Below are 22,733 nucleotides of genomic sequence, written 5' to 3' on the forward strand. Positions count from 1 at the left end.
CTTATGGTTATCGGATCAGGCGCTGATCGCCGGCCGGTCGAGCACGGGCAGCTTTGCGCGCAGGTCGCCGGGCAGGGTGTTGACCATCAGGCGCCGCGCCGTGTGCCAGAAGGCGGAGAGCGTCAGCAGCGCGGAGCCGATGACGAGGCCGGTCAGCGCCACACTCATGCTCACCGCACCGAATTTTTCGAACAGCGCGCTCATCGCGTAAAGAACATAGGCGAGCGACGAGACGAGCAGGGCGCGGCGATCGACCGTCAGCGAGATCATCGCGAAGACGATATAGAGCGCGATGACGATGGCGGCCTGAGCGGTTCCGATCGTGCCGTCCAGCACCCCCAGCGCGTGGAAGATCGGATGCGCGATCATCGGCGCGGCGGCGAGATGCAGCCAGAAGGCGACATCGGAACGCCGGGTCTGCCGCGTGCGATCGGACATGTCCCACCACATCGCGAACGCGAAGGTCGCGACACCGCCGGCAAGCACCAGCCAGGTCACATGGTCGACAAGGTTCTGGTTGATGGCGAGTGCGAGCGCCACGACCACGCCGACGAGCGACACGGCGCCCGCCGCAACGGTGATCGGCACGCGGAAGCGCAGCCAATGGCCCCAGGCGGCGGCGGCGGTGATCACTCCGATTCCGGCCAGGAACAATGCGCTGGTGCGGTCCCCGAAATCAGCCTGCATATCGACAAGCGCGCCGATCATCGTGGCGGCGACGCCACCGGTGAAGCTGAGCAGCAGCAGGATACTGGGCAAGGCCATGCGACGGCGCCTGGTGAAATATTCGGCGAGGCCCCAGCTGGCTCCGGCGACAAGGGCGCCAGCGAGCGCGGCAGAGCGTTCTCCGCCGATCCAGCCGAGCGCGACCAGCAGCAGCACGAGCGCGATCGAGACGAAGATATCGTTGAAGCCGGTGAGGAGGCGGAAACTTTCCTCATCGACGGTTGGCGTGGCGCGACCGGCCGCGACATGGTTTCGGAAGGCTTCGGCGGCCGCGGGCGTGATTACCCCCGCGGCAACCGCTGCTTCCAGGTCGGTTTCACTGTACATGCGGCTTCTCCTCCCCTTGCCCGAGGAGGATAGCATTACTGTATTAAATCAGCAATACACTAATTGAAGCCACGACAAGGGCTATTTTCCCTGCAGTTTCGAGAGGATGACCATCGATTGCTCAGCCCCCGATTGCGGCACGATCTCTCCGGTCCGATCCGTGATCTGCGCCCAGTGCGCGGCGACGCCCTCGGGCGTGCGTTCGTCCTGCGGCAGCAGCACGCCCTGGGTCAGCGTGACATAGGCGGCCTGGAACACGCCGGCGCCCGCGCCGACGATCGCATTGCTCGGCGCGTCTTCGGAAACGAGGAAAAGCGCGGCCGGCGCGACATTCTCAGGCGCGAACGCGGCGAAGGCCTCCTCGGGGAAAATATCCTCGGTCATCCGCGTGCCGGCGACCGGCGCCAGTGTGTTGACGCGGATATTGTACTTGGCGCCCTCCAGGTAGAGCGTCTTGGTGAGCCCGGCGAGGCCGAGCTTGGCGGCGCCGTAATTGGCCTGGCCGAAATTGCCGTAAAGGCCCGTCGACGAGGCGGTCATCAGGATGCGGCCATAGGCCTGGTCGCGCATCGTATCCCAAACCGCCTTGGTGCAATTGGCCGATCCGATCAGATGGACCTTCACCACCAGGTCGAAATCGACGGGCTCCATCTTCACGAAGCTCTTGTCGCGCAGGATGCCGGCATTGTTGATCAGGACATGGACGCCGCCCCAGGCTTCCTTGGTCTTCGCGACCATCTCGACCATCTGCTCATATTCGGTGACGCTGCCGCCATTGGACATGGCGACGCCGCCGGCCGCCTCGATTTCCTCGACCACCTTGAGCGCGGCATCGGAATGGCCGGTGCCGTCGCGCGATCCGCCGAGATCGTTGACAACGACCTTCGCGCCGCGTTTGGCGAGTTCGAGCGCATAGGCACGCCCCAGTCCGCCGCCGGCTCCGGTGACGATCGCGACCCGGTCCTTGAAATCGATGCTCATATCCTGCTCCGAATGACGTTTACGCGAACGTCACCTAAAGCCTCGGCGCATCGATGGGAAGCGCTAACCGCCGCCCGGCACCACATGCGGGCGGCGGCGTGGATCATTTCCGGCTATTTCCGGTTCCCCGGATCGTTGCGCTGCTTGCAGCCGTCGGTGACGGTGCGCGAGCACCAGGGATATTCGGCCTTGGGCGGGGGCGGGGGGAAGGCCTGCTCCACCGACGGGGAAGGCCGGACGATCTTCGCTTGCCCCGCGGGCGGCGGGGGAGGCGGCATTTCCGCCGGCTGCGCCGCGGCGTCGCTTACCGGCGGCTGGGCGGCTTCATCGGTTGCCGGGGGCTGTGCCATCGCGGTCGTGCTCAAGGCCAAAGCCGCAATCATGAACATGGATTTCATCATCATCTCCTTGCCCCGCCCGCGGTGCGGTCGTCCGCATCAGCACGTCAACGAAACGAAACCCGAGGGGTTCCGGAGCAGCCCGGGGCGCGGGTCGGTTGATCGCGGCGATCGCGCGTCACGCCGCTTGGTCATCGATGTTGGCGGTTGTTGCCGGAAGACAGCCGAGTGCCGCGAGCGTCGCTGTCATCGCCTGATCCAGTGGCGTGTGCGGTTCGGCGCCGATCTCGGCGACAAGGCTTTCATTGTCCAGCGCGAGCGGATGACGCCAGAATTGTCGCATCCGCGCCGTTTCGCGCAGTGAGACGTTGAACAGGCCGATAAGGCGGAGCAGGGCCCATGGCATGCGCCGGACCGGCAGCGATGGCGCCTGCGACGCGCCTCTGATCGCATCGGCGATCAGCATGCCGTCCGCGTCCCAGGTGCCGGCGAAATGGTAGCGCGCGAAATGGGGCAGCACCGCCTCGCGGTCGAGCAGGCGCGCAAAGGTCTCGGCCAGATCGGGCAGATAAGCCCAGGCATGGCCAACGCCCGGCGTGGCGGGATTGAGAATGCTCCGAACGGGCTGGCCGGGCTTGACCATGGCTTGCGAAAGCCAGTTGTTGCCGGGGCGGGGGCCGAAGAAATTGCCGGCGCGCAGGATGATCGCGCGAACGCCCGATTCGGCGATCCGCTGTTCCATCGCCGCGCGGATGCGGCCCTTGTGCGTATTCGGTCGTTGGGACGAATCCGGCCGGGCGACGGGGGTTTCTCGCGGATCGTAGTTATAGATGGTGCCGGGCAGCGCCAGCCTTGCGCCGCTCGCCCGTGCGGCGGTGATGCTGTTTTCGATCATCGGCATCACCAGCCGATCCCAGTCGCGATAGCCCGGTGGATTGACTGCATGCAGGATCGCATCGACGTCACGGGCCGCATCGAGCACCGCCGTTCGCTCCAGCGCGTCGCCCCGAACCCATTCCAGATCGCCTGCTGCCTGCGGCACCGTCCGCGCCATCGCGCGGACGCGCCAGCCGTGGCGCAGCATCGCCGCCGCCGTTTCGCCGCCGACGCCGCCGGTGGCGCCCAGGATCAATATCGTCTTCATTTTCGCCTCCGTCAGCCTTGCTCGATGATGTGCGGCGATCGGGGGTGGAAAGAAATTGTCGATCTTTTACGATCAGCTTATAAGAAATCGATGAGCATTGAGCCGGACTGGGAGCAATATCGCGCGTTTCTCGCGGTGCTGCGGGAGGGCAGCCTGTCGGCCGCGGCACGCGCGCTCGCCATCGCGCAGCCGACGATGCGCCGGCGCATCGAGGATCTGGAGGCGCAACTCGGCACTGCGCTGTTCACCCGAACGCCGGGCGGGCTGCAACCGACCGAGACCGGCCTGGCGTTGCGCGGGCATGCCGAGGCGATGGCGCTGGCGGCTGCGGCGTTGATCCGCTCGGCTTCGTCCGAGGCGGGGGAAATCGCGGGCACAGTGCGTGTGAGCGCGAGCGAAGTGATCGCTGTCGAGATCCTGCCGCCGATGCTGGCGCGCCTTCAGGCCGCGCATCCGGCGCTGGTGATCGAATTGTCGCCGAGCAATCGCAACGAGGATGTTTTGCGCCGCGAGGCGGACGTCGCGGTGAGGATGGTCGCGCCGGTGCAGACGGCGCTGATCGCGCGGCGGGCCGGCGCCGTGCGGCTGGGGCTTCACGCGCGTCGCGACTATCTTGCACGCCGGGGCATGCCCGAGACGCTGGAGGCGATGCGCGGACATGCGCTGATCGGCGTCGAGCGGGACAGCCCCGTGCTGCGCGCGCTTCGGGCCAGCGGCCTGCCGATGGCGATCGAGGATTGTTGCTTTCGTTCGGACAGCGATCTGGCCCAGCTCGCGGCGATCCGCGCCGGGCTGGGGATTGGCATCTGTCAATCGGCGCTCGCCGCGCGCGATCCGGCCTTGCGACCGGTGCTACCCGGTGCCTTCGGCTTCGATCTCGAAACCTGGATCGTCTGCCACGAGAATCTGCGCAATGTTGCGCGCGTGCGCGCCGTGTTCGATGCGCTGGTTCGCGGGCTGAGCGATTATGCCGGGACGCGCGTCGTCGGATAGTCGGGATTATGCCTGAACCCGTTCGGGCTGAGCCCGAACGGACTTGGCGGAACCACCCGTCAGGCGGCGTCGGCGTCCAGCGCGTAGCCGGCCGAGCGGACGGTGCGGATGATGTCGGCGCGGTCGCCCTGGTTGATCGCCTTGCGCAGGCGGCGGATATGGACGTCCACCGTGCGTGGTTCGATCTCGCTGTCGCGGCCCCAGACAGAATCGAGCAGCCTTTCGCGCGAGAACACCCAGCCGGGATGCTCGAGGAAATGCTTGAGCAGCCGGAACTCGGTGGGGCCGAGCGGCACGACCGCGCCGCCGCGCTTCACCTTGTGGCCGACCGTGTCCATCTCGATATCGGCATAGCTCAGCGTCTCGCCGGCCAGCGCCGGACGCACGCGGCGCAGCACCGCGCCGACGCGCGCGACCAGCTCACGCGGCGAGAAGGGCTTGGTCACATAATCGTCGGCGCCGGTATCGAGCCCGCGCACGCGATCCTCCTCTTCGCCGCGCGCCGTCAGCATGATGATCGGCACATTGGCGGTATCGGGCGCGCGGCGCAGGCGCCGGCAGACCTCGATGCCCGACAGGCTTTCCACCATCCAGTCGAGCAGCACGATGTCGGGCGCCGATTCCTGTGCGAGCAGCAGCGCCTCCTCGCCGTCGGGCGTGTGGCGGACCGCGAAATCCTCGCGCTGGAAGGTATAGACGAGCAGTTCGGCCAGCGCGGCGTCATCCTCGACCAGCAGCATGTCTGCGCGTGCCATGTTCAGCCCTCCCGCCCGGCGCGGTCGCCGAGATATTCGCCCGTCGCCGCATAATAGACCATCTCGGCGACGTTGGTGGCGTGATCGCCGACGCGCTCGAGATTCTTGGCGACGAACAGCAGATGCGCGGCCTCGCCGATGGTCTTGGGATTTTCCATCATGAAGGTGACGAGCGTGCGGAAGATCGAATTGTAGAAATCGTCGACCACATTGTCGCGTTCGATCACGCGCAGCGCCAGCGCGGCGTCGCGCGCGGCAAAGGCGTTGAGCACGTCATGGACCATCTCGGTCGCGGTGTTGGCCATTGCGGGCAGCAGCGAGATCGGCTCGATCATGCGCCGGCTTTCGATCAGCGGCACGCGCTTGGCGATGTTCTTGGCATAGTCGCCGATGCGCTCGATCACGCCCGCGATCTTGATCGCGGCGACCACTTCGCGCAGGTCGTCGGCCATCGGCGCGCGCAGCGCGATGATGCGCACGGCCAGTTTCTCGACCTGGCTTTCGAGCTCGTCGATGCGCGTGTCCTCGGAAACGATCCGGCTCGCGGCACTGGTGTCGCTCTTCACCAGCGCGTCCATCGCCGCGACGATCGCGGCTTCGGCGCGGCCGCCCATCTCGGAGATCAGCCCGCGCAGCTCGCCGATATCCTCGTCGAACGCCTTGACGGTATGTTCGGTGGTACCCATCGCCAGTCCTTATAAACGCGATCTATCCTCAGCCGTAGCGGCCGGTGATGTAATCCTTGGTGCGCTCTTCGCGCGGGTTGGTGAAGATCTCCGACGTGTCGCCATATTCGACGAGCGTTCCCAGATGGAAGAACGCCGTCTTCTGCGACACGCGCGCGGCCTGCTGCATGTTGTGCGTCACGATCGCGATCGCATAGCGGCCGCGCAGTTCGTGGATCAGTTCCTCGATCTTCGCGGTCGCGATCGGATCGAGCGCCGAGCAGGGCTCGTCCATCAGCACGACTTCGGGATCGACCGCGATCGCGCGCGCGATGCACAGCCGCTGCTGCTGGCCGCCCGAAAGCGCGGTGCCGCTCTCGTTGAGGCGGTCCTTCACCTCGTCCCACAATCCGGCCTTGCGCAGCGCGCTTTCGACCATGCGGTCGAGATCGGCCTTGGCCGGCGCCAGCCCGTGGATGCGCGGGCCATAGGCGACATTCTCGTAGATCGACTTGGGGAAGGGGTTCGGCTTCTGGAAGACCATGCCCACCCGGGCGCGAAGCTGCACGACGTCCATCGACGAAGCGTAGATATCTTCGCCGTCCAGCTCGATCCGGCCTTCGACGCGGGCGCCGGAAATCGTGTCGTTCATGCGGTTCAGCGTCCGCAGGAAGGTTGATTTCCCGCAGCCCGACGGGCCGATGAAAGCAGTGACGTTCGCCATGTCGATGTCGATCGACACCGATTTGATCGCCTGTTTGGCACCATAGAACACGCTGACATCGCGCGCGGTCATTTTGAGAGTTTCGGTCATGTTTTCCATTACCAGCGGCGCTCGAACTTGTTGCGGAGATAGATGGCCAGCCCGTTCATGGTGAGCAGGAAGACCAGCAGGACGATGATCGCGGCCGACGTCTTCTCGACGAAGCCGCGGCTCACCTCGTCGGACCAGAGGAAGATCTGGACGGGGAGCACGGTGGCCGGATCGGTGATGCCGCTCGGCGGCGTCGCGATGAAGGCGCGCATGCCGATCATCAGCAGTGGCGCGGTCTCGCCCAGCGCGCGTGCCATGCCGATGATCGTGCCGGTCAGGATGCCGGGCAGCGCGAGCGGCAGCACATGGTGGAACACCACCTGCACCGGCGATGCGCCGACGCCATAGGCCGCGTCGCGGATCGACGGCGGGACGGACTTGATCGCGTTGCGACCGGCGATGACGATGACGGGCATCGTCATCAGCGCCAGCGTCAGGCCGCCGACGATCGCCGCCGAGCGCGGCAGATGCATGAAGTTGAGGAATACCGCGAGCCCGAGAAGGCCGAAAATGATCGAGGGCACCGCCGCCAGATTGTTGATCGAGACCTCGATCAGGTCGGTCCAGCGATTGCGCGGCGCATATTCCTCGAGATAGACGGCCGCCAGCACGCCGATCGGAAAGGCGAGGAGCAAGGTCACCAGCATCGTGATCAGCGAGCCCTTGAGCGCGCCCCAGATGCCGACGCGCATGGGATCGGTCGAATCCGACGCGGTCAGGAAGTTGACGTTGAAGTCGGTCGAAAGCCGGCCGGCCCTGGCGAGCTGATCGTGTGCGGCGCGTGCCTCGGCATCGTCGCCATTGCCTTTGGCGACGAGGTCGATCTTGGTCGAAACCGGCACCGCGACTTCGGCCTTGCGCGTCAGGATCGACGGATCGTCCTCGATCGCGTCGCGCACCGACAGCCAGGCGCCATCGGAAAGCATCGTGGGGCCTTGCTTGCCGAACGCTGCGGTCGCGGCCTTCGCGGTCACGCCTTCAAGGTCGACCGTGGCCAGCGCCGCACGTACGCCGTCGCCATGCAATGCACCGGCGTCGACGACGATACCGGCGCTCGGAAAATCGATCGGCAGGCGGACTTCGGTCTGGGTGAAGCCGCGCGCGCCGTTGCCGACCATCGTGATCAGCAGAAAGGCGAGGAACGCGACCGAGATCGTCACGGCGCCGAGGCCGAGCAGGCGAAAGCGGCGTTCGGCGGCGTAGCGCTTGCGGATGCGCGTCTGCATCGCATCGGTCTTCCAGTCGGTCGGCGCGCGTGGCGCCGGCTGAGCCGGGGAGACGGGCGATGGGGCGACTAGACTGTCACTCATAAGCTTCCCGGTATTTCTTTACCACGCGGAGCGCGACGATGTTGAGCAGCAATGTGATCACGAACAGCACCAGGCCGAGCGCGAAGGCGGCAAGCGTCTTGGCGCTGTCGAATTCCTGATCGCCGGTCAGCAGCTGGACGATCTGGGTGGTGACGGTGGTCACGCTGGAAAATGGATTGGCGGTCAGGTTGGCGGCGAGGCCGGCGGCCATCACCACGATCATGGTTTCGCCGATCGCGCGGCTGACGGCCAGCAGCACGCCGCCGACGACGCCCGGAAGCGCCGCGGGCAGCAGGACCTTGCGGATGGTTTCGGACGAGGTCGCGCCCATGGCGAGTGATCCGTCCTTCATCGCCTGCGGTACCGCCGCGATCGAATCGTCGGCCATCGAGGAGACGAAGGGGATGATCATGACGCCCATGACCAGGCCGGCCGCGAGCGCGGATTCGGACGACGCGCTGCTGATTCCTACAGCGACGGCGATGTCGCGAAGCGCCGGCGCCACGGTGAGCGCCGCGAAATAGCCGTAGACCACGGTCGGCACGCCCGCCAGGATCTCCAGGATCGGTTTCACCCAGCGACGCGTGGACGCCTTGGCATATTGGGTGAGGTAGATCGCGCTCATCAGACCGAGCGGGATCGCGACGATCATCGCGATGATCGCGCCGACGAAGATCGTGCCCCAGAAGAGCGGCACGGCGCCGAACGCTCCCGATGATCCCACCTGATCGGCGCGGATCGCGGTCTGCGGGCTCCACTGGGTGCCGAACAGGAATTCGATCGGCGAGACCATCGAGAAGAAGCGCGCGGATTCGAAGATCAGCGAGGCGACGATGCCGATGGTGGTCAGGATCGCGACGAGCGATGCGATCAGCAGCGCCCCCATCACCAGCCGCTCCACCCGCGTGCGCGCCCGGAAGTCGGGCTTGACCTTGGTGAAGGCATAGGCGCCGCCGGCGAAGGCGAGCAGCAGCGCGACGACCGCGCCGATCGTGCCGTAGAAACCGAGCGCCTGCGCGAAAGCGGGGGCGAGCGCGGTCGCTTTCGGATTGAACGCCGCCTTGATCGATCCATCGGCCAATGCGCGTGCTTCGCCCAGGATCGCGGCGCGCTCCATGCCGAAGCTCGGCAGTTCGGCCGCGGCCGGCGTCGCAAGCACCGCCTGGGTCACCAGACCGGGGCTGACGCTGGCCCAGACCGCGAGGAAGAGCAGGGCGGGCACCGCCACCCACAGCCCGACATACCAGGCGTGATAGGCGGGCAGCGAATGCGGCCGCTGCGATGCCGGCCCGGTGATCACGAAGCGCGAGGCGCGCACCCGCGCGCTGATCCAGGCGATCAGCCCGAGACCCAGCACCAGGAAGAGGAGAGCGAGGGTGGACACTTAGCCACGCACCTTTCGTGTCGTCTCCGCGAACGCGGGGATCCAGGAACACGGTTTCATCGGGATAATCCTGCGTTGTCGGATCCCCGCGAGCGCGGGGATGACAGGAAGGGCATAGATACCGGGGTTCACTTCAGGTCTTTGCCGTCCATGAACTTGAGCGTGCGCGCGGCTTCGGCGTTGGCGGCGCGGACGGCGTCGGGCGACGCGATCAACCCGCGGCGCGCCAGATAGCCATCGGCGTTCCAGGCATTCGCATATTCGGCGACGAACTCCTTGAGGCCCGGCACCGCGCTCAGATGTCCACCCTTCACGTAGATGTACATGGCGCGTGCGCCCGGATAGCTGAAGTCCGAGATCGTCTCATAGGTCGGCGCGACGCCGTTGATCTTCACACCGCGCACGGCGTTCAGATTTTCCTCGAGGAAGCTGTAGCCCAGCACGCCGATCGCGGTGGGATTGGACGTCAGCTTCTGGACGATGAGATTGTCGTTCTCACCCTGCTCGACATACACCTTGTCCTCGCGGACCTTGGTGCAGATCGTCTTGTGCTTTTCGGAATCGCTTTCCTTGAGCGCCTTCATCGCGGGATCGGCGTCGCAGCCCTTTTCCATGATCAGTTCGGCGAGCGAATCGCGTGTGCCCGACGTGGAGGGCGGGCCGAGCACCTGGATCGCGATCGCGGGCAGCGCCGGATTCACGTCCTTCCAGGTCTTGGCGGTCTGCGGCTTGCCATAGGGGGTGGCCGCGATCGCCTTGTAGATATCCTCGACGGTGAGGGCCAATGCCGGGCCGTTATTGGCTTCGATCAGCGCCAGGCCGTCGATGCCGATCTGGATCTCGACAATGTCCTTCACGCCGTTCTTCTGGCAGTCCTCGAACTCCGACTTCTTCATCCGGCGCGAGGCATTCTCGATATCGGGATGCTGGACGCCGATGCCGGCGCAGAACAGCTTCATGCCCGAACCGGTGCCGGTCGATTCGACGACGGGCGCCTTGAACTGGCTGTTCTTGCTCGCGAACTGTTCGGCGACCGCCTTGGTGAAGGGATAGACGGTCGAGGATCCGACCACCTTGATCTGGTCGCGGCTCGCGCCGGCCGAATCGCCACCGGCGCCTCCGCAGGCGGCAAGCCCGAGTGGCAGCGCGATAAGGGCGATTTTCCTGAACATTCGAGTCTCCCGACAGCGTAACAATCTCTGCTGGGCGCGGCCCTAGCAGCGACTCTTGAGGCTTTTGTTGCACATTGATGACGCTTTTATGACAGCACTCAGGGCTGATGCGGCAATGCGCGATCGGCGCATTTCAAACAGGCTCTCAGGGGGCTGCCGGCAGCCTCACCGTCACCGTCGTTCCATTGCCCGGAACGCTCGCGATATCGAGCCGCCCGCGATGCCGTTCGACGATATGCTTGACGATCGAAAGGCCGAGACCCGTGCCACCCATCGCGCGACTGCGCCCCGAATCGACGCGGTAGAAGCGTTCGGTGAGGCGCGGGATATGTTTGGGATCGATGCCGTCGCCCTGATCCTCGACGGTCAGGCGAACCATGCCGCCATCGGCCGGGGCGAGTGCGATGCGCACGGGGCTGCCGGCACGGCCATATTTGATCGCGTTGCCGACGATGTTGTGGAGGAGCTGCGAAAGTTGCGCGCGGTCTCCGGCCACCGGTGGAAGCTCGCCCGCGGCCTCGATCTCGAACGTCCGATCGCGGCTCGCTGGCTGATCCTGGATCACGCGCGTCACTTCGCCGGTCAGCGCGCGCAGGTCGACGGCGTCGTCGGGCGCGCGATGCTTCTCCGCCTCGATCCGCGACAGCGATATCAGGTCGTCGACCAGCGTCTGCATGCGCTGCGCTTCCTTCATGATCACGCCCAGGAAACGGATGCGCGTCGCCTCGTCGGCGCCGGCTTCTCCCCCCAACGTCTCGGCAAAGCCCAGGATCGCGGCGAGCGGCGTGCGCAGTTCGTGGCTGGCATTGGCGACGAAATCGACGCGGATGCGCTCGGCGGCATGGGCCAGGCTGCGATCGACAAGATGGACGAGGCGGCGGCCGTCGGTGAGTTCGGCGACGCGCATCAGCCAGCGCTGTTCGCGTGTGCCAAGCCCCATCAGTTCGATGCCGCGGTCGATCGCGCCGTCCAGTGGGCGGGCGAGATGTTCCGACGCGGCGGGATGGCGGATCGCGGTGCGCACGTCCTCACCCAATATATGGGCGCCGAGCAAGGTGCGGGCGGCGGTGTTGGCGACGACGATGCGGCCGTCGCGGATCAGCAGCAGCGGATCCGTGAGCGCGTCGAGCAATTCATTGGCGCTCGCGCCCGCATTTGTGCCTTCGGCGCTGGAACTCGGCAGCTCGGGCGTCGAGGCGCGCGGATAGATGGCGAGCAGGATCGCGCCGATCCCGCCGGTCAGGAAGATCAGCACGGCTTCGAAGGGCGCGCCGAGCAGGAAGCCGACAAGTGCGGCGATCGTCACGATCACCGCGGCGGCGGCGGTCCAGGCCGAGTCGAATGAATTCATCGCGGCGCCCTTATCCCATTTATGTGACGCTTGTGTGCAGAATCCCTGCCGTGGTTAACGGCGTCGCCTTGGGCCGGATTTACGTTTATGCAAGCATGAACGGGTAATGGGGTGCGATGATGGACCAGCCGGACGAGAACAGCGAAACCGCGAAACCCAACGCCTCCCGGCGTCAGGCGTTGATGATCGGCGCGGTCGCGGCGTCGGCGGTGGTGTCGATCCGCCCGGCGCTGGCGCAGACCGCCGGTTCGGTGCTCAATTGCGAGATTCCGGTGCCCGATGCCGCGCGCGCGGGCAATTATATCGCGCCTGACGGCAGCCTGGTGCCCGCCAACACGCCGGGCGCTTTCCCACCTTCGCCGCGCGCGTTCAAGGGTGAGGAAGTAAAATCCGCGTTCCGCAGCGGTCGTTCGTTGCCCGGCACCGATCCGTCGCGCAGCCAAGCCTATACCAACTATATCCGCCGTCTCCAGCAGGGCCAGAGCGGCTTCACCTGCTACGCCTCGCTGCAGAATCCGCGGCGCTGATCTTCCCGTCATGGGCATCGTCTACCGGGCGGATCCGCCGTCGGCGCGGTGCCTGGTGGCGCTCGATGCGCTCGACCTGATCTATCATCGTCCTTCGGGCATGACGCATATCGTGTCGGAACCGGTGCCCCAGATCCTCGATATGCTGACGAACGGACCGGCCGATGCCGAAGCGATCGTCGTACGGCTTCTGGAGCAGCATGACTTCGATCCCGAAGGCGCGGTGGAAGCGGTCGCCGCCCGGCTCGCCGAACTCGAAGCGATCGGGCTGGTCGAGCGGACATGAGATATCGCTTCGACGTCCGCATCGGCCCCGTCGGTTTCCGCGTCGGTTCCGCCTGGCGGCAACCGATCGCCGCGTTGCGCGATCTTTATGCCGGCTATCCCGAGCCTGACGGTGGCATCGCGGATTTCACCGTCCGGCTCGAGCCGGAAAGGCCTTGGCGCCGCTATCTGCGTCCGTCGGTCGCGATCCATGGCGATTTCACCTTGCCCGACGCGGCCCCGTTGCCGCTCGCACAGGGGCTGCTCGCGGCCGAAATGGGGATGAATCTCCAGATGGCATTGGGGCAGCGGCGCTATCTGCTGCTCCATGCCTCGGTGGTCGAGCGCGACGGCTGGGCGTTGCTGATGACCGGCCATTCGGGCGCGGGAAAATCGACGCTCGCCGCATTGCTGGGCGAACGTGGCTGGCGTTTCATGGGGGATGAGTTCGCCTTGCTCGATCCCGGGACCGGGCTGCTCCATGCCTTTCCCCGGCTGGTGAGCCTGAAGAACGCGGCGATCGACGCGATGACCGCGGAGATCGCCGCCGATCGCTTCGGGCCGTTGCTGATGGGAACGCCCAAAGGCGCGATCCGGCATTTGCGGCCCAACGCGGCGGCATTGTCGGCAATGGACGCACCGGCGCGTCCCGCGCTCATTCTGTTTCCGCGTTACGGCTTCGCCGCCGCCGCTCGGCCGGTCGGCGCGAGCGAGGCGTTCGTGCGACTGACCCAGGCATCGACCAATTATGTCGCGATGGGCGAACCCGCTTTCGACGCGCTTTCGGTATTGGTGCGCGACGTGCCGGGCCGGGCGATCGACTATCCTGATACCGAGGGGGCGGTCGCGCTGGTCGAACGGCTCTGGACGGAGGCGCTGGCGTGAGGGCGCTCGCCGATGCCATGCGCGAACCCGCGACCACCGCCACGCTCGATGCGGAGGGGTGGACTTCGTTGTTCGCGGCGGCGCGCGCCGAACAGATGATCGGCAGCCTGGCATTCCGGCTTGAAGCACAGCCTATGCCCGCAGCCGCCGCGCGCATCCTCGCCGATGCGCGTGCGTCCGCCGAGCAATGGCGGCGATCGGCGCTCTGGGAAGCCGAAATGGCGCGCCGCGCGCTTGCGCAGCTGGACCTGCCGGTGGTGCTGATGAAGGGGACGGCCTATGCTGCCGCGGGCATGGATGCCGGGGCAGGGCGCTCGATCGGCGATCTCGACATCATGGTGCCGCGCGAGGCGCTGAAGGCCGCCGAAACCGCATTGATCGCGGCCGGCTGGGAATGGGTGAAGCCCGATCCCTATGACGACGCCTATTATCGCGACCATATGCACGAGCTGCCGCCGCTCATCCATCGCGAGCGCGACCGGATGATCGACGTGCATCACACGACGTTGCCGCTGACCGCGCGGATCACTCCCGATGCGGCGGCGATGCTGGCGGACAGTGTGGTTCTGGAGGATGGGCTGCGCATCATGGCGCCCGAGGACATGGTGCTGCACGGCGTTGCGCACTTGTTCGCCGATGGCGATCTTGCCGGTGGCCTGCGCAATCTGTGGGATCAGGACCGTCTGCTGCGGGAACTGGGAGTCGTGGCAGGATTCTGGGATCGGCTGCGCGCGCGCGCGCGGTTGCACGGGCTCGAATGGCATCTGGCGCTGGCCTTGCGGCTGACGCGGCACCTCTACGCGACGCCGGTTGATCCGGCGCTGGCCGGGCGCGCGGGCCTGTTCGATCGCTGGTTCGTCCGGCGCCTGCTCGCGCGCGACGGCTGGGGGCGTCAGACGCGCAAGTTCACGCAGCTCGCCTTCTATATCCGCTCGCACTGGCTGCGCATGCCGCCGGCGATGCTGGCGCGGCATCTCTGGACCAAGTGGCGGAAGGCAACTTAGGTCGTGAACCCATAAAAACAGGGTTGGCAAGTTAGCGGAAGCTGTCGGTTCTTTCCGCCGAGATGCCATTGAGATAGCGTAGCGCAATGGACGTTCTGGACTGGTTTGCGCGCTGGTATGCGGCGCAGTGCGACGGAGATTGGGAGCATGGCTTCGGCCCGTCGATTAGCACGATTGATAACCCGGGCTGGTCGCTGAAGATCGATCTCGTGGGGACCGACTGTGATGGCCGGACACTTGACCGGATCACGCACAATTACGAACATGAGAACGACTGGTGGACCTGCTGGACGGAGGGCAACGTGTTTCGCGGTGCTGGCGGCCCCCTTCACCTTCGGTCGCTTCTCGAAGCTTTTAGAGAATGGGCAACGGGCACCCCATAGCGCGCCGCCAAGCTCTTTCGCGGCGGTGCAAATTCTGATTCATGCTTCTCCTGAGGCGATACGATTTGACCGACTTTGAGTGGCGCGTGATCCAGCCGCTTTTGCCGAACAAGCCCCGAGGCCTTCCTCGCGTAGATGATCGCCGTGTTTTGAACGGCATCTTTTGGGTTTTGCGGTCCGGTGCGCCATGGCGCGATCTGCCAGAGCGACATGGTCAGCGTACCACCAGTTACAACCGCTTGGTGAGATGGCGGAAGGCTGACCTTCGGGACCGGATGATGGATGCTATCACCGCCGCTCACGATGGTGACATCCAGATGATCGACAGCACCTCTGTTCGCGCCCACCAGCAGGCCGCGACGGCAAAAAGGGGGATCGAGATCATTGTCTCGGTCGCTCCCGAGGCGGGCTCACGACCAAAATCCACGCGGTTGTCGATTGGCAAGGCCTCCCGAGCCGGCTGAGTCTGACCGCTGGGCAAAGCCACGACGGGCAAGCGGTGACCATGTGGGTGCCGGAACCATCGTGCTTGCTGACAAGGCCTACGATGCGGATCGCATCCGGACGTCTCTCCGCGAGAAGGGGGCATTCGCCAATATCCCGCCCAAGTCCAATCGCAGGTCGAAGCCGTACTTCAACACATGCCTCTATCGCGAGCGCAACCTCATCGAGCGGTTCTTCTCCAAGCTAACGCACTTCCGCAGGGTTGCTACCCGCTACGAAAAACTGGCCGAAAATTTCCTCGCTATGGTCCAACTGGCGTCAATGCGCCTGTGGCTGCGGGTTTATGAGTCTACGACCTAGTCTCTCTGCTTCAGGGGAGAGTTTTGGGTGGAAAGATCGTCGAGCATCGCAGCTCGGGACATTCGTCTCTCGCAACCCACCCCAAGCCCCTCCCGTAAACGGGAGGGGCTTAATGTATCAAAGCGCCCGCAACGTCGGGATCAGATCCTCGTAGCGATCGATGATCGCATCGGCGCCGAGGTCTTCCGCCGGTCCGCCGAGAAAGCCGAAGCGCACCACGATGCTGGGCACGCCGGCATTTTTCGCTGCCATCACATCGTAGATCGAATCGCCGACAAAGGCTGTACGGCCCCCGCCGCCGCGTCTGATCATTTCATGGATCGGCGCGGCGGAGGGCTTGGCGTTGCCCTTGCCCATGGTGTCGCCACCGATGAGCGTGAAGAATCGGTCGCGCAGGCCGAGTTCGGTCAGCAGCTTGTCGGCAAGATGCTCGAACTTGTTGGTGCAGACGGCTATCTTGACCCCCATTGCGTCGAGCGCGTCGAGCGTTTCGATCATGCCTGGAAAGGGCAGGCTCCCTGCCGAAATATTGGCTTCATAATGGTCGAGTAGCGCACGGTAGAGATGCGCCATTTCATCCGCTTCGCAGCCGCCGGTCGCCGCCAGGCCGTGCTCCAGCATCCGCTTGGCGCCGCCACCGATCATCGGGCGGACCGCCGCGATATCGAGCGCCGGTCGCCCGGCGAGCGCGAGCGCGTGATTGACCGCACCCGTCAGGTCGGCGCTGGTGTCGAGAAGCGTGCCGTCGAGATCGAAACCGACGAGTTGAAACGGAAAAGGGACGAGACTGTCTGTCATGGTGCGTCCCATGCCCCGCCCGCTATGGAATTGGCAAGATTTCCATGGCAAATGCGGGCCCGACAAGGGAGCATCCATGAGCGCAACAGTCGCCGAAAACCTCGCTGCAATCGTTCTTGCCGCGGGGCAGGGAACACGGATGAAATCCGATATCCACAAGGTGCTTCACCCGATTGCCGGGCGGCCGATGCTGCACCATCTTCTGGCCACCGTCGGCGCGCTGGCGCCCATGCGTACCATCGTGGTGGTGGGTGCCGGTCGCGAACAGATCGAGGCGTCGCTCGATGGAAGCGGCGCCGCGTTCGCCGTCCAGTCCGAACAGCTCGGCACCGGTCATGCCGTTCGCCAGGCGGAGAGCGCGCTTTCGGATTTCGATGGCGACGTGCTGATCCTGTATGGCGATGTGCCGTTGGTCGGCGAAGCGACGATGCGCGGCATGATCGATCGGCTGAACGCCGATGATCGCCCCGTCGCCGTGGTGCTGGCGTTCCGGCCGGACAATGCCGCCGCTTATGGCCGGATCGTCACCGAGGGTGACGGCACCATCGCCAAGATGGTCGAATACAAGGACGCGACGCCGGAGGAGCGCGCGATCGACCTCTGCAATTCGGGGCTGATGGCGGTGCGCGCGCGCGACCTGTTCGATCTGCTCGGCCGGATCGGCAACGACAATGCGGCGGGCGAATATTATCTGCCGGACATCGTGATGCTCGCGCTCGCCGAAGGGCGGCGGAGCGCGGTGGTGGAGGCCGATCCCTGGGAAGTGGCGGGGGTGAACAGCCGTGCCGAACTGGCGGCGGTCGAGGGCGAATGGCAGCGCCGCCGCCGCGCTTCGGCCATGGCCGAAGGCACGACGCTGATCGCGCCGGAAACCGTGTGGTTCGCACATGATACGGTGCTCGGCCGCGATATCGTCATCGAGCCGAACGTCTTTTTCGGCCCCGGCGTCACCGTGGCGGATCGGGTGGTCGTTCGCGGGTTCAGCCATATCGAAGGGGCGACGATCGGTGCCGGCGCCGAAGTCGGTCCCTATGCGCGGCTGCGGCCCGGCGCGGTGTTGGGCGAGAAATCCAAGATCGGCAATTTTGTCGAGATGAAGAAGGCGGTGCTCGGTCCGGGGGCCAAGGCCAATCACCTGACCTATCTGGGCGACGCGGACGTGGGGGCCGGCGCCAATATCGGCGCGGGCACGATCACCTGCAATTATGATGGCTATTTCAAATATCGCACCGAGATCGGCGAGGGCGCCTTTATCGGATCGAACAGCGCGCTGGTGGCGCCCGTCCGCATCGGCGCGGGCGCGATCGTCGGCGCGGGATCGGTGATCACGCGCGACGTGGAGGCGGATGCGCTGGCGGTGGCGCGAGCGCAGCAGGAGGCGAAACCGGGCCGCGCGAAGCGTTTTCGCGAGGTGATGAGCGCGAAGAAGAACAAATAGGATCAATCCCCCTCCCGCGTGCGGGAGGGGTTAGGGGAGGGCGTGTCGGGGCCGCGCGTCGATCGTGAACAGGCCCTCCCCCGACTCCTCCCGCAAACGGGAGGGGAGAAATGGAGACAATGCGAGTATGTGCGGAATCATCGGAATCCTGGGCAAGAACGACGTCGCCGACCGTCTGGTCGACGGCCTGAAGCGCCTGGAATATCGCGGCTATGATTCCGCCGGCATCTGCACCGTCCATGACGGGCAGCTGATCCGCCGCCGTGCCGAGGGCAAGCTGGAGAATCTGGCACGCGTGCTGGCGGCCGAGCCGGCACCAGGTACCAGCGGCATCGCGCATACCCGCTGGGCGACGCATGGCGCGCCGACCACCGACAATGCCCATCCGCACATCGCGGGTGACGTGGTGATCGTGCACAACGGCATCATCGAGAATTTCAAGCCGTTGCGCGAGGAACTGCTCGCCGAAGGGCGCGTGTTCCTGAGCCAGACCGATACCGAGATCGTCGCGCATCTGATCGCGCGCGAGGTGGAACGCGGCGTCGCGCCGCGCGATGCGGTCGCTGCGGTGCTGCCGCGCCTTCACGGCGCGTTCGCGCTGGGCGTGATGTTCCGCACCGAGCCCGATCTGCTGATCGGCGCGCGCCTGGGCGCCCCGTTGACCGTGGGTTATGGCGACGGCGAGAATTATCTGGGATCGGACGCGCATGCATTGGCCGCGCTCACCCAGCGCATCGCCTATCTGGACGAGGGCGACTGGGTTGCGATCACGCGTTCCGGCGTCGAGATCTTCGATCGTGATAATCGCCCGGTCGAGCGCCCGATCGTCCATTCGGGCGCGTCGGCCGCGCTGATCGACAAGGGCAATCACCGCCATTTCATGCAGAAGGAGATCTACGAGCAGCCGGTCGTGGTCGCCCAGACGCTGCAGAGCTATCTCCGCCCGATCGAACAGATGGTCGCCTTGCCCGATATGGGGTTCGACCTGGGTTCGATCGAGCGCGTCGCGATCGTCGCCTGCGGCACCGCATCCTATGTCGGCATGATCGGCAAATACTGGATCGAACGGTTCGCGCGCATTCCGGTCGAGGTCGATGTCGCGTCCGAGTTCCGCTATCGCGATCCCGTGCTGCTGCCCAACACCTTGGGCGTGGTCGTCTCGCAATCGGGCGAGACGGCGGACACGCTGGCGGCGCTGCGCCACATGAAGGCGAACGGCGTCACCACCGCCGGCATCATCAACGTACCGACCAGTTCGATGGCGCGCGAGGTCGATCTGCTGCTGCCCACGCATGCCGGGCCGGAGATCGGCGTCGCATCGACCAAGGCGTTCACCTGCCAGCTCGCGGTGATGGCGGCCTTGTCGGTCAATCTGGCGCGTGCGGCCGGCAAATTGTCCGCCGAGGAGGAGAGTGAGATCGTTCGCCACCTGATCGAGGCGCCGGCAGCGATCAACGCCGCGCTCGCGCATGACGACGAGATCCAGGCGATGGCCGGCACCATCGCCGGCGCGCGCGATGTGCTGTATCTTGGGCGTGGGCCGGACTATCCGCTGGCGCTGGAAGGTGCGCTGAAGCTCAAGGAAATCAGCTATATCCATGCCGAAGGCTATGCCTCGGGCGAAATGAAGCATGGCCCGATCGCCTTGATCGACGACAATGTGCCGCTGATCGTGCTGGCGCCCTCCGGTCCGCTGTTCGACAAGACGGTTTCGAACATGCAGGAAGCCCAGGCGCGGGGCGCGCAGGTCGTGCTGATCTCCGACGCGGACGGGCTGGCGCAGGCCGGCGAGGATGCGGTCGCGACGATCGAGATGCCCAAGGTCCATCCGCTGATCGCGCCGATCGTCTATGCGGTGCCGGTGCAGTTGCTCGCCTATCATGTCGCGGTCGCCAAGGGCACCGACGTCGATCAGCCGCGCAACCTGGCGAAATCGGTGACGGTCGAGTGATCCCGGAGGGGCTGCGATAAGGATTGATGGATCGTTCCAATAACCGATATGCCTGAACCGCTGGCGATCCCTGATCGGGATCGGAAGGGGGGAGGCATGGCGTTGCGAACGATTGGCCTGGCGCTGCTGTTGATGGCCGCGACCGCGCAGGCGCATGAGGCGGACACAGGCTGGCAGAATGCTCCTGCGACAAAGGCGGAGGAGAAGCCGACACCCACGCCGAAACGGCTGACATTGTTCCGTGGCGCGACGCTGATCGACGGCAATGGCGGCGCGGCGCGGCCGAACATGTCGATCCTGGTCGAAGGCGACCGGATCAAGGCGGTGAGGCCCGATGCGGAGACGGCGCGGTTCAAGGGCGATATCGTCGATGCTTCGCGCCTCCATGTCCTGCCCGGACTGATCGACACGCACGAACATCTCGCCACCTCGCCTGACCGCATCTGGGCCGAAGCGCAGATGAAGCGCGATCTTTATGGCGGGATCACCGCGGTGCGCGACATGGCGGGCGATGTGCGCGCGCTCGGCGAATTGTCGCGCGCGTCGTTGCTCGGCGAGATCCCGGGGCCGGATATCCATTATGCCGCGCTGATGGCGGGGCCGAGCTTCTTCGACGATCCGCGCACCATCGCGGCGGCGCAGGGCGCCAGGCCGGGCGGGACCGCCTGGATGCAGGCGGTGGACGATCGGACGGACATGGCGCTGGCGGTCGCGCGTTCGCGTGGCACCGGCGCGACAGGGCTCAAGATCTACGCCAACTTGTCCGGCGACATGGTCCGCAAGATCACCGAGGAAGCGCATCGCCAGGGTTTCCCGGTCTGGGCGCACAGCCAGGTCTCGCCCGCGACGCCGGCGGAGGTGGTCGCAGCCGGCCCGGACGTGATCTCGCATATGTGCGCGTTCGGCTGGCAGGCCTCGGCGCGGCGGCCGCAAAGCTATCGCGATCGCGTGCCGGTCGATCCCGCGCCCTTCGCGAAGGGCGACAATGCCGAAATGGCCGCGCTGTTCCGCGAAATGAAGCGGAACGGCATCGTGATGGATGCGACGCTCCGCGTCTATGTGGAGGGCGACAAGCGCGCGGCGGAGAGCGGCAAGCCATCTTATTGCCCGGCCGATATCGCCTATCGGCTGACCAACCAGGCCTGGCGGGAGGGCGTGTTGATCTCGGCCGGAACCGACGGGATGACCGACGCGAAGGATCCCTATTCCGCGCTGCACGAGGAACTGGAACTGCTGGCCGACAAGGCGGGGCTGCCGCCGTCGGACGTGATCCGCGCGGCCACCTCGATCGCGGCGCGGACGATCGCGCAGGAGAAGGAGATGGGGAGCATCGAACCCGGCAAGCTCGCCAATCTCGTCTTCGTCGCGAAGGATCCGTTGGAGGACGTGTCGAACCTGCGCAGCGTGGTCTTCACGGTGAAGCGGGGGACACTCTATCGTCGCGAGGATTACAAGCCGGGCATGGGGCAATAGGATCATGACGAAGACGCGCGACACCGCATCCGCCTTTCCCGATCGCCGCAGCATGCTCGCCATGATCGGGGCGGGCGCCATGACCGCGCCGCTGGCGGCCGTGTCGGCGCGCGCGCCCAAACGGCCGTCCGGGCAATGGCGCGATTCCGTCATCGTCAATGCGCTCGGCGGATTGTCCAACCCGAATGTCGAGAACGATGGCGGGACCGATCCGGTCCGGCGCATCGATGCCCGCACGATCGCCGATGCCCGCGCCTCCGGGCTGAGCGCGGTCAATGTGACGATGGGTTATGTTTCGGGCGCGATGGAACCCTTCGAATATAGCGTGCGCACCGTCGCCGGGTGGGACCGGCTGATCCGCGATCATCCCGCCGATCTGGTGAAGATCCTGAGCGTGCGGGATATCGTCCACGCCAAGGCGGAGGGCCGGATCGGCATCATCTACGGTTTCCAGAATGCGGCGATGATGGGTGACAAGGCCGACCGGGCCGATATCTTCGCCGATCTGGGTGTCCGGATCATCCAGCTTACCTATAATCCGGCGAATGCGATCGGCGACGGTTCGATGGCGCGCGAGAATCGCGGGCTGACGCCCTTCGGCCGCGCCGTGGTGGAGCGGCTGAACGCCAACCGCGTGATGGTGGACCTGTCGCACAGCGGCGAGCGAACCTGCCTGGAGGCGGCGCGCATTTCGAAGCAGCCGATCTCGATCAACCACACCGGCTGCCGCGCGCTGACCGACCTGCCGCGCAACAAGACCGATGCGGAGCTTCGCCTTGTCGCCGAGCGGGGCGGTTTTGTCGGCATCTATTTCATGCCGTTCCTCAACATCAGCGGCCATGCCGGCGCCGAGGACGTCGTCGCGCATATCGAGCATGCGGTGAACGTCTGCGGAGAGGATCATGTCGGCATCGGCACCGACGGCGGCACGACCCAGATCGACGATATGACCGCCTATAAGTCGCGGCTGGCGCAGGAGGTCGAGCGCCGCCGCGCGGCCGGCATCGGCGCCACCGGCGAACGGCCGGACACGTTTCCGTTCGTGATCGACCTGCGTGGCCCCACCCAGTTCCGCGACCTGGCCGATCGGTTGCGCAAGCGCGGCCATTCGGCGGCGCGGATCGAGAAGATCCTGGGGCAGAATTTCCTGCGGTACGGCCGGGAGATCTGGGGCGACTGAACTTCGCCGCCGGCAAAAATAAATCCGTAAGAAGCGCCGCGGCCTTGCGACTGCTATAGTCGAGCA

The 22,733-nt window shown here is 65.7% G+C and carries 22 protein-coding genes and 1 pseudogene; 11 read left to right on the forward strand and 12 right to left on the reverse strand.

What is annotated here, in order from left to right:
• Nucleotides 1-15 precede the first annotated feature (15 nt).
• From K7G82_RS01175 to K7G82_RS01190, 4 genes are all read right to left on the reverse strand, one after another.
• The gene (locus tag K7G82_RS01175) at nucleotides 16-1,053 is read right to left on the reverse strand and encodes a DUF2339 domain-containing protein (protein WP_222987983.1); all 1,038 of its coding nucleotides are present in this window, start codon (nucleotides 1,051-1,053) and stop codon (nucleotides 16-18) included.
• An 81-nt stretch (nucleotides 1,054-1,134) separates the two neighbouring features.
• The gene (locus tag K7G82_RS01180; protein ID WP_222987984.1) at nucleotides 1,135-2,034 is read right to left on the reverse strand and encodes an SDR family NAD(P)-dependent oxidoreductase; all 900 of its coding nucleotides are present in this window, start codon (nucleotides 2,032-2,034) and stop codon (nucleotides 1,135-1,137) included.
• 113 nt (nucleotides 2,035-2,147) lie between these two features.
• On the reverse strand, nucleotides 2,148-2,432 hold the full coding sequence (locus K7G82_RS01185) for a hypothetical protein (protein WP_222987985.1): 285 nt from the start codon (nucleotides 2,430-2,432) through the stop codon (nucleotides 2,148-2,150).
• 118 nt (nucleotides 2,433-2,550) lie between these two features.
• A complete protein-coding gene (locus K7G82_RS01190; RefSeq protein ID WP_222987986.1) occupies nucleotides 2,551-3,516 on the reverse strand; it encodes an NAD(P)H-binding protein in 966 nt (321 codons plus the stop codon).
• A 90-nt stretch (nucleotides 3,517-3,606) separates the two neighbouring features.
• Between K7G82_RS01190 and K7G82_RS01195 the strand changes: the two genes are divergently transcribed.
• Nucleotides 3,607-4,509, forward strand: a complete 903-nt coding sequence (locus K7G82_RS01195) for a LysR substrate-binding domain-containing protein (RefSeq protein WP_222987987.1) — start codon at nucleotides 3,607-3,609, stop codon at nucleotides 4,507-4,509.
• Nucleotides 4,510-4,568: 59 nt separating this feature from the next.
• Here K7G82_RS01195 and phoB read toward each other — a convergent pair whose 3' ends face one another.
• The 7 genes from phoB to K7G82_RS01230 all read right to left on the reverse strand — a co-directional run bounded on the left by phoB (nucleotide 4,569) and on the right by K7G82_RS01230 (nucleotide 11,960).
• Complete coding sequence (gene phoB / locus K7G82_RS01200) at nucleotides 4,569-5,264, reverse strand: phosphate regulon transcriptional regulator PhoB (protein WP_222987988.1); 696 nt, start codon at nucleotides 5,262-5,264, stop codon at nucleotides 4,569-4,571.
• A 2-nt stretch (nucleotides 5,265-5,266) separates the two neighbouring features.
• Nucleotides 5,267-5,950: a phosphate signaling complex protein PhoU gene (gene phoU / locus K7G82_RS01205; protein WP_222987989.1), complete on the reverse strand. Its 684-nt coding sequence runs from the start codon at nucleotides 5,948-5,950 to the stop codon at nucleotides 5,267-5,269.
• Nucleotides 5,951-5,978: 28 nt separating this feature from the next.
• Entirely contained in the window at nucleotides 5,979-6,752 is a 774-nt protein-coding gene (gene pstB, locus K7G82_RS01210; protein WP_222987990.1) for a phosphate ABC transporter ATP-binding protein PstB, read from the reverse strand.
• The gene (pstA, locus tag K7G82_RS01215) at nucleotides 6,752-8,053 is read right to left on the reverse strand and encodes a phosphate ABC transporter permease PstA (RefSeq protein ID WP_222987991.1); all 1,302 of its coding nucleotides are present in this window, start codon (nucleotides 8,051-8,053) and stop codon (nucleotides 6,752-6,754) included. Before pstA ends, pstB begins: the two co-directional genes overlap by 1 nt.
• Entirely contained in the window at nucleotides 8,046-9,437 is a 1,392-nt protein-coding gene (gene pstC / locus K7G82_RS01220; protein ID WP_222987992.1) for a phosphate ABC transporter permease subunit PstC, read from the reverse strand. Before pstC ends, pstA begins: the two co-directional genes overlap by 8 nt.
• A gap of 128 nt (nucleotides 9,438-9,565) precedes the next feature.
• On the reverse strand, nucleotides 9,566-10,609 hold the full coding sequence (locus tag K7G82_RS01225; protein WP_222987993.1) for a substrate-binding domain-containing protein: 1,044 nt from the start codon (nucleotides 10,607-10,609) through the stop codon (nucleotides 9,566-9,568).
• Nucleotides 10,610-10,754: 145 nt separating this feature from the next.
• Nucleotides 10,755-11,960, reverse strand: a complete 1,206-nt coding sequence (locus K7G82_RS01230; RefSeq protein WP_222987994.1) for an ATP-binding protein — start codon at nucleotides 11,958-11,960, stop codon at nucleotides 10,755-10,757.
• A 116-nt stretch (nucleotides 11,961-12,076) separates the two neighbouring features.
• On the opposite strand from K7G82_RS01230, the gene K7G82_RS01235 reads away from it, so the two are divergent.
• The 6 genes and pseudogenes from K7G82_RS01235 (at nucleotide 12,077) to K7G82_RS01260 (ending at nucleotide 15,827) form a co-directional block, all read left to right on the forward strand.
• On the forward strand, nucleotides 12,077-12,487 hold the full coding sequence (locus tag K7G82_RS01235) for a hypothetical protein (RefSeq protein ID WP_425517232.1): 411 nt from the start codon (nucleotides 12,077-12,079) through the stop codon (nucleotides 12,485-12,487).
• Nucleotides 12,488-12,497: 10 nt separating this feature from the next.
• Complete coding sequence (locus K7G82_RS01240) at nucleotides 12,498-12,773, forward strand: HPr-rel-A system PqqD family peptide chaperone (protein ID WP_246623163.1); 276 nt, start codon at nucleotides 12,498-12,500, stop codon at nucleotides 12,771-12,773.
• Nucleotides 12,770-13,636, forward strand: coding sequence for an HprK-related kinase A (locus K7G82_RS01245; RefSeq protein ID WP_222987996.1), 867 nt, complete (start codon nucleotides 12,770-12,772; stop codon nucleotides 13,634-13,636). Before K7G82_RS01240 ends, K7G82_RS01245 begins: the two co-directional genes overlap by 4 nt.
• 17 nt (nucleotides 13,637-13,653) lie before the next feature.
• Nucleotides 13,654-14,640 (forward strand): nucleotidyltransferase domain-containing protein, encoded by a 987-nt coding sequence (locus K7G82_RS01250; RefSeq protein WP_222988368.1) that lies wholly within the window; start codon nucleotides 13,654-13,656, stop codon nucleotides 14,638-14,640.
• A gap of 86 nt (nucleotides 14,641-14,726) precedes the next feature.
• Nucleotides 14,727-15,023 (forward strand): immunity 53 family protein, encoded by a 297-nt coding sequence (locus K7G82_RS01255; RefSeq protein ID WP_222987997.1) that lies wholly within the window; start codon nucleotides 14,727-14,729, stop codon nucleotides 15,021-15,023.
• A gap of 41 nt (nucleotides 15,024-15,064) precedes the next feature.
• Nucleotides 15,065-15,827 (forward strand): annotated as a pseudogene (locus tag K7G82_RS01260) (IS5 family transposase).
• A 117-nt stretch (nucleotides 15,828-15,944) separates the two neighbouring features.
• Here K7G82_RS01260 and K7G82_RS01265 read toward each other — a convergent pair.
• On the reverse strand, nucleotides 15,945-16,625 hold the full coding sequence (locus K7G82_RS01265; protein WP_222987998.1) for an HAD-IA family hydrolase: 681 nt from the start codon (nucleotides 16,623-16,625) through the stop codon (nucleotides 15,945-15,947).
• Nucleotides 16,626-16,701: 76 nt separating this feature from the next.
• Here K7G82_RS01265 and glmU point away from each other — a divergent pair, with 76 nt between their 5' ends.
• The 4 genes from glmU (at nucleotide 16,702) to K7G82_RS01285 (ending at nucleotide 22,667) form a co-directional block, all read left to right on the forward strand.
• Nucleotides 16,702-18,063, forward strand: coding sequence for a bifunctional UDP-N-acetylglucosamine diphosphorylase/glucosamine-1-phosphate N-acetyltransferase GlmU (gene glmU, locus K7G82_RS01270; RefSeq protein ID WP_222987999.1), 1,362 nt, complete (start codon nucleotides 16,702-16,704; stop codon nucleotides 18,061-18,063).
• Between the two features lie 127 nt (nucleotides 18,064-18,190).
• Complete coding sequence (glmS, locus tag K7G82_RS01275) at nucleotides 18,191-20,014, forward strand: glutamine--fructose-6-phosphate transaminase (isomerizing) (RefSeq protein ID WP_222988000.1); 1,824 nt, start codon at nucleotides 18,191-18,193, stop codon at nucleotides 20,012-20,014.
• 96 nt (nucleotides 20,015-20,110) lie between these two features.
• On the forward strand, nucleotides 20,111-21,487 hold the full coding sequence (locus tag K7G82_RS01280) for an amidohydrolase family protein (RefSeq protein ID WP_246623164.1): 1,377 nt from the start codon (nucleotides 20,111-20,113) through the stop codon (nucleotides 21,485-21,487).
• 4 nt (nucleotides 21,488-21,491) lie between these two features.
• Nucleotides 21,492-22,667 carry a dipeptidase gene (locus K7G82_RS01285; RefSeq protein WP_425517233.1) on the forward strand — a complete coding sequence of 392 codons (1,176 nt, stop codon included), beginning with the start codon at nucleotides 21,492-21,494 and terminating at the stop codon, nucleotides 22,665-22,667.
• Nucleotides 22,668-22,733 lie beyond the last annotated feature (66 nt).

It is taken from the genome of Sphingomonas colocasiae (assembly GCF_019880585.1).
GTDB classification, from domain to species: Bacteria; Pseudomonadota; Alphaproteobacteria; order Sphingomonadales; family Sphingomonadaceae; genus Sphingobium_A; species Sphingobium_A colocasiae.

What these genes read in the sequence shown, in the direction of transcription:
- K7G82_RS01225 (WP_222987993.1), bottom strand. Translation starts at nt 10,609, where the DNA reads ATGTTCAGGAAAATCGCCCTTATCGCGCTGCCACTCGGGCTTGCCGCC.
- pstA (WP_222987991.1), bottom strand. Translation starts at nt 8,053, where the DNA reads ATGAGTGACAGTCTAGTCGCCCCATCGCCCGTCTCCCCGGCTCAGCCG.
- glmU (WP_222987999.1), top strand. Translation starts at nt 16,702, where the DNA reads ATGAGCGCAACAGTCGCCGAAAACCTCGCTGCAATCGTTCTTGCCGCG.
- K7G82_RS01285 (WP_425517233.1), top strand. Translation starts at nt 21,492, where the DNA reads ATGACGAAGACGCGCGACACCGCATCCGCCTTTCCCGATCGCCGCAGC.
- K7G82_RS01245 (WP_222987996.1), top strand. Translation starts at nt 12,770, where the DNA reads ATGAGATATCGCTTCGACGTCCGCATCGGCCCCGTCGGTTTCCGCGTC.
- K7G82_RS01175 (WP_222987983.1), bottom strand. Translation starts at nt 1,053, where the DNA reads ATGTACAGTGAAACCGACCTGGAAGCAGCGGTTGCCGCGGGGGTAATC.
- K7G82_RS01255 (WP_222987997.1), top strand. Translation starts at nt 14,727, where the DNA reads ATGGACGTTCTGGACTGGTTTGCGCGCTGGTATGCGGCGCAGTGCGAC.
- K7G82_RS01235 (WP_425517232.1), top strand. Translation starts at nt 12,077, where the DNA reads ATGATGGACCAGCCGGACGAGAACAGCGAAACCGCGAAACCCAACGCC.
- pstB (WP_222987990.1), bottom strand. Translation starts at nt 6,752, where the DNA reads ATGGAAAACATGACCGAAACTCTCAAAATGACCGCGCGCGATGTCAGC.
- K7G82_RS01280 (WP_246623164.1), top strand. Translation starts at nt 20,111, where the DNA reads ATGGCGTTGCGAACGATTGGCCTGGCGCTGCTGTTGATGGCCGCGACC.
- K7G82_RS01185 (WP_222987985.1), bottom strand. Translation starts at nt 2,432, where the DNA reads ATGAAATCCATGTTCATGATTGCGGCTTTGGCCTTGAGCACGACCGCG.
- glmS (WP_222988000.1), top strand. Translation starts at nt 18,191, where the DNA reads ATGTGCGGAATCATCGGAATCCTGGGCAAGAACGACGTCGCCGACCGT.
- phoU (WP_222987989.1), bottom strand. Translation starts at nt 5,950, where the DNA reads ATGGGTACCACCGAACATACCGTCAAGGCGTTCGACGAGGATATCGGC.
- K7G82_RS01265 (WP_222987998.1), bottom strand. Translation starts at nt 16,625, where the DNA reads ATGACAGACAGTCTCGTCCCTTTTCCGTTTCAACTCGTCGGTTTCGAT.
- K7G82_RS01180 (WP_222987984.1), bottom strand. Translation starts at nt 2,034, where the DNA reads ATGAGCATCGATTTCAAGGACCGGGTCGCGATCGTCACCGGAGCCGGC.
- K7G82_RS01195 (WP_222987987.1), top strand. Translation starts at nt 3,607, where the DNA reads ATGAGCATTGAGCCGGACTGGGAGCAATATCGCGCGTTTCTCGCGGTG.
- K7G82_RS01190 (WP_222987986.1), bottom strand. Translation starts at nt 3,516, where the DNA reads ATGAAGACGATATTGATCCTGGGCGCCACCGGCGGCGTCGGCGGCGAA.
- K7G82_RS01250 (WP_222988368.1), top strand. Translation starts at nt 13,654, where the DNA reads ATGCGCGAACCCGCGACCACCGCCACGCTCGATGCGGAGGGGTGGACT.
- phoB (WP_222987988.1), bottom strand. Translation starts at nt 5,264, where the DNA reads ATGGCACGCGCAGACATGCTGCTGGTCGAGGATGACGCCGCGCTGGCC.
- K7G82_RS01230 (WP_222987994.1), bottom strand. Translation starts at nt 11,960, where the DNA reads ATGAATTCATTCGACTCGGCCTGGACCGCCGCCGCCGCGGTGATCGTG.
- K7G82_RS01240 (WP_246623163.1), top strand. Translation starts at nt 12,498, where the DNA reads ATGGGCATCGTCTACCGGGCGGATCCGCCGTCGGCGCGGTGCCTGGTG.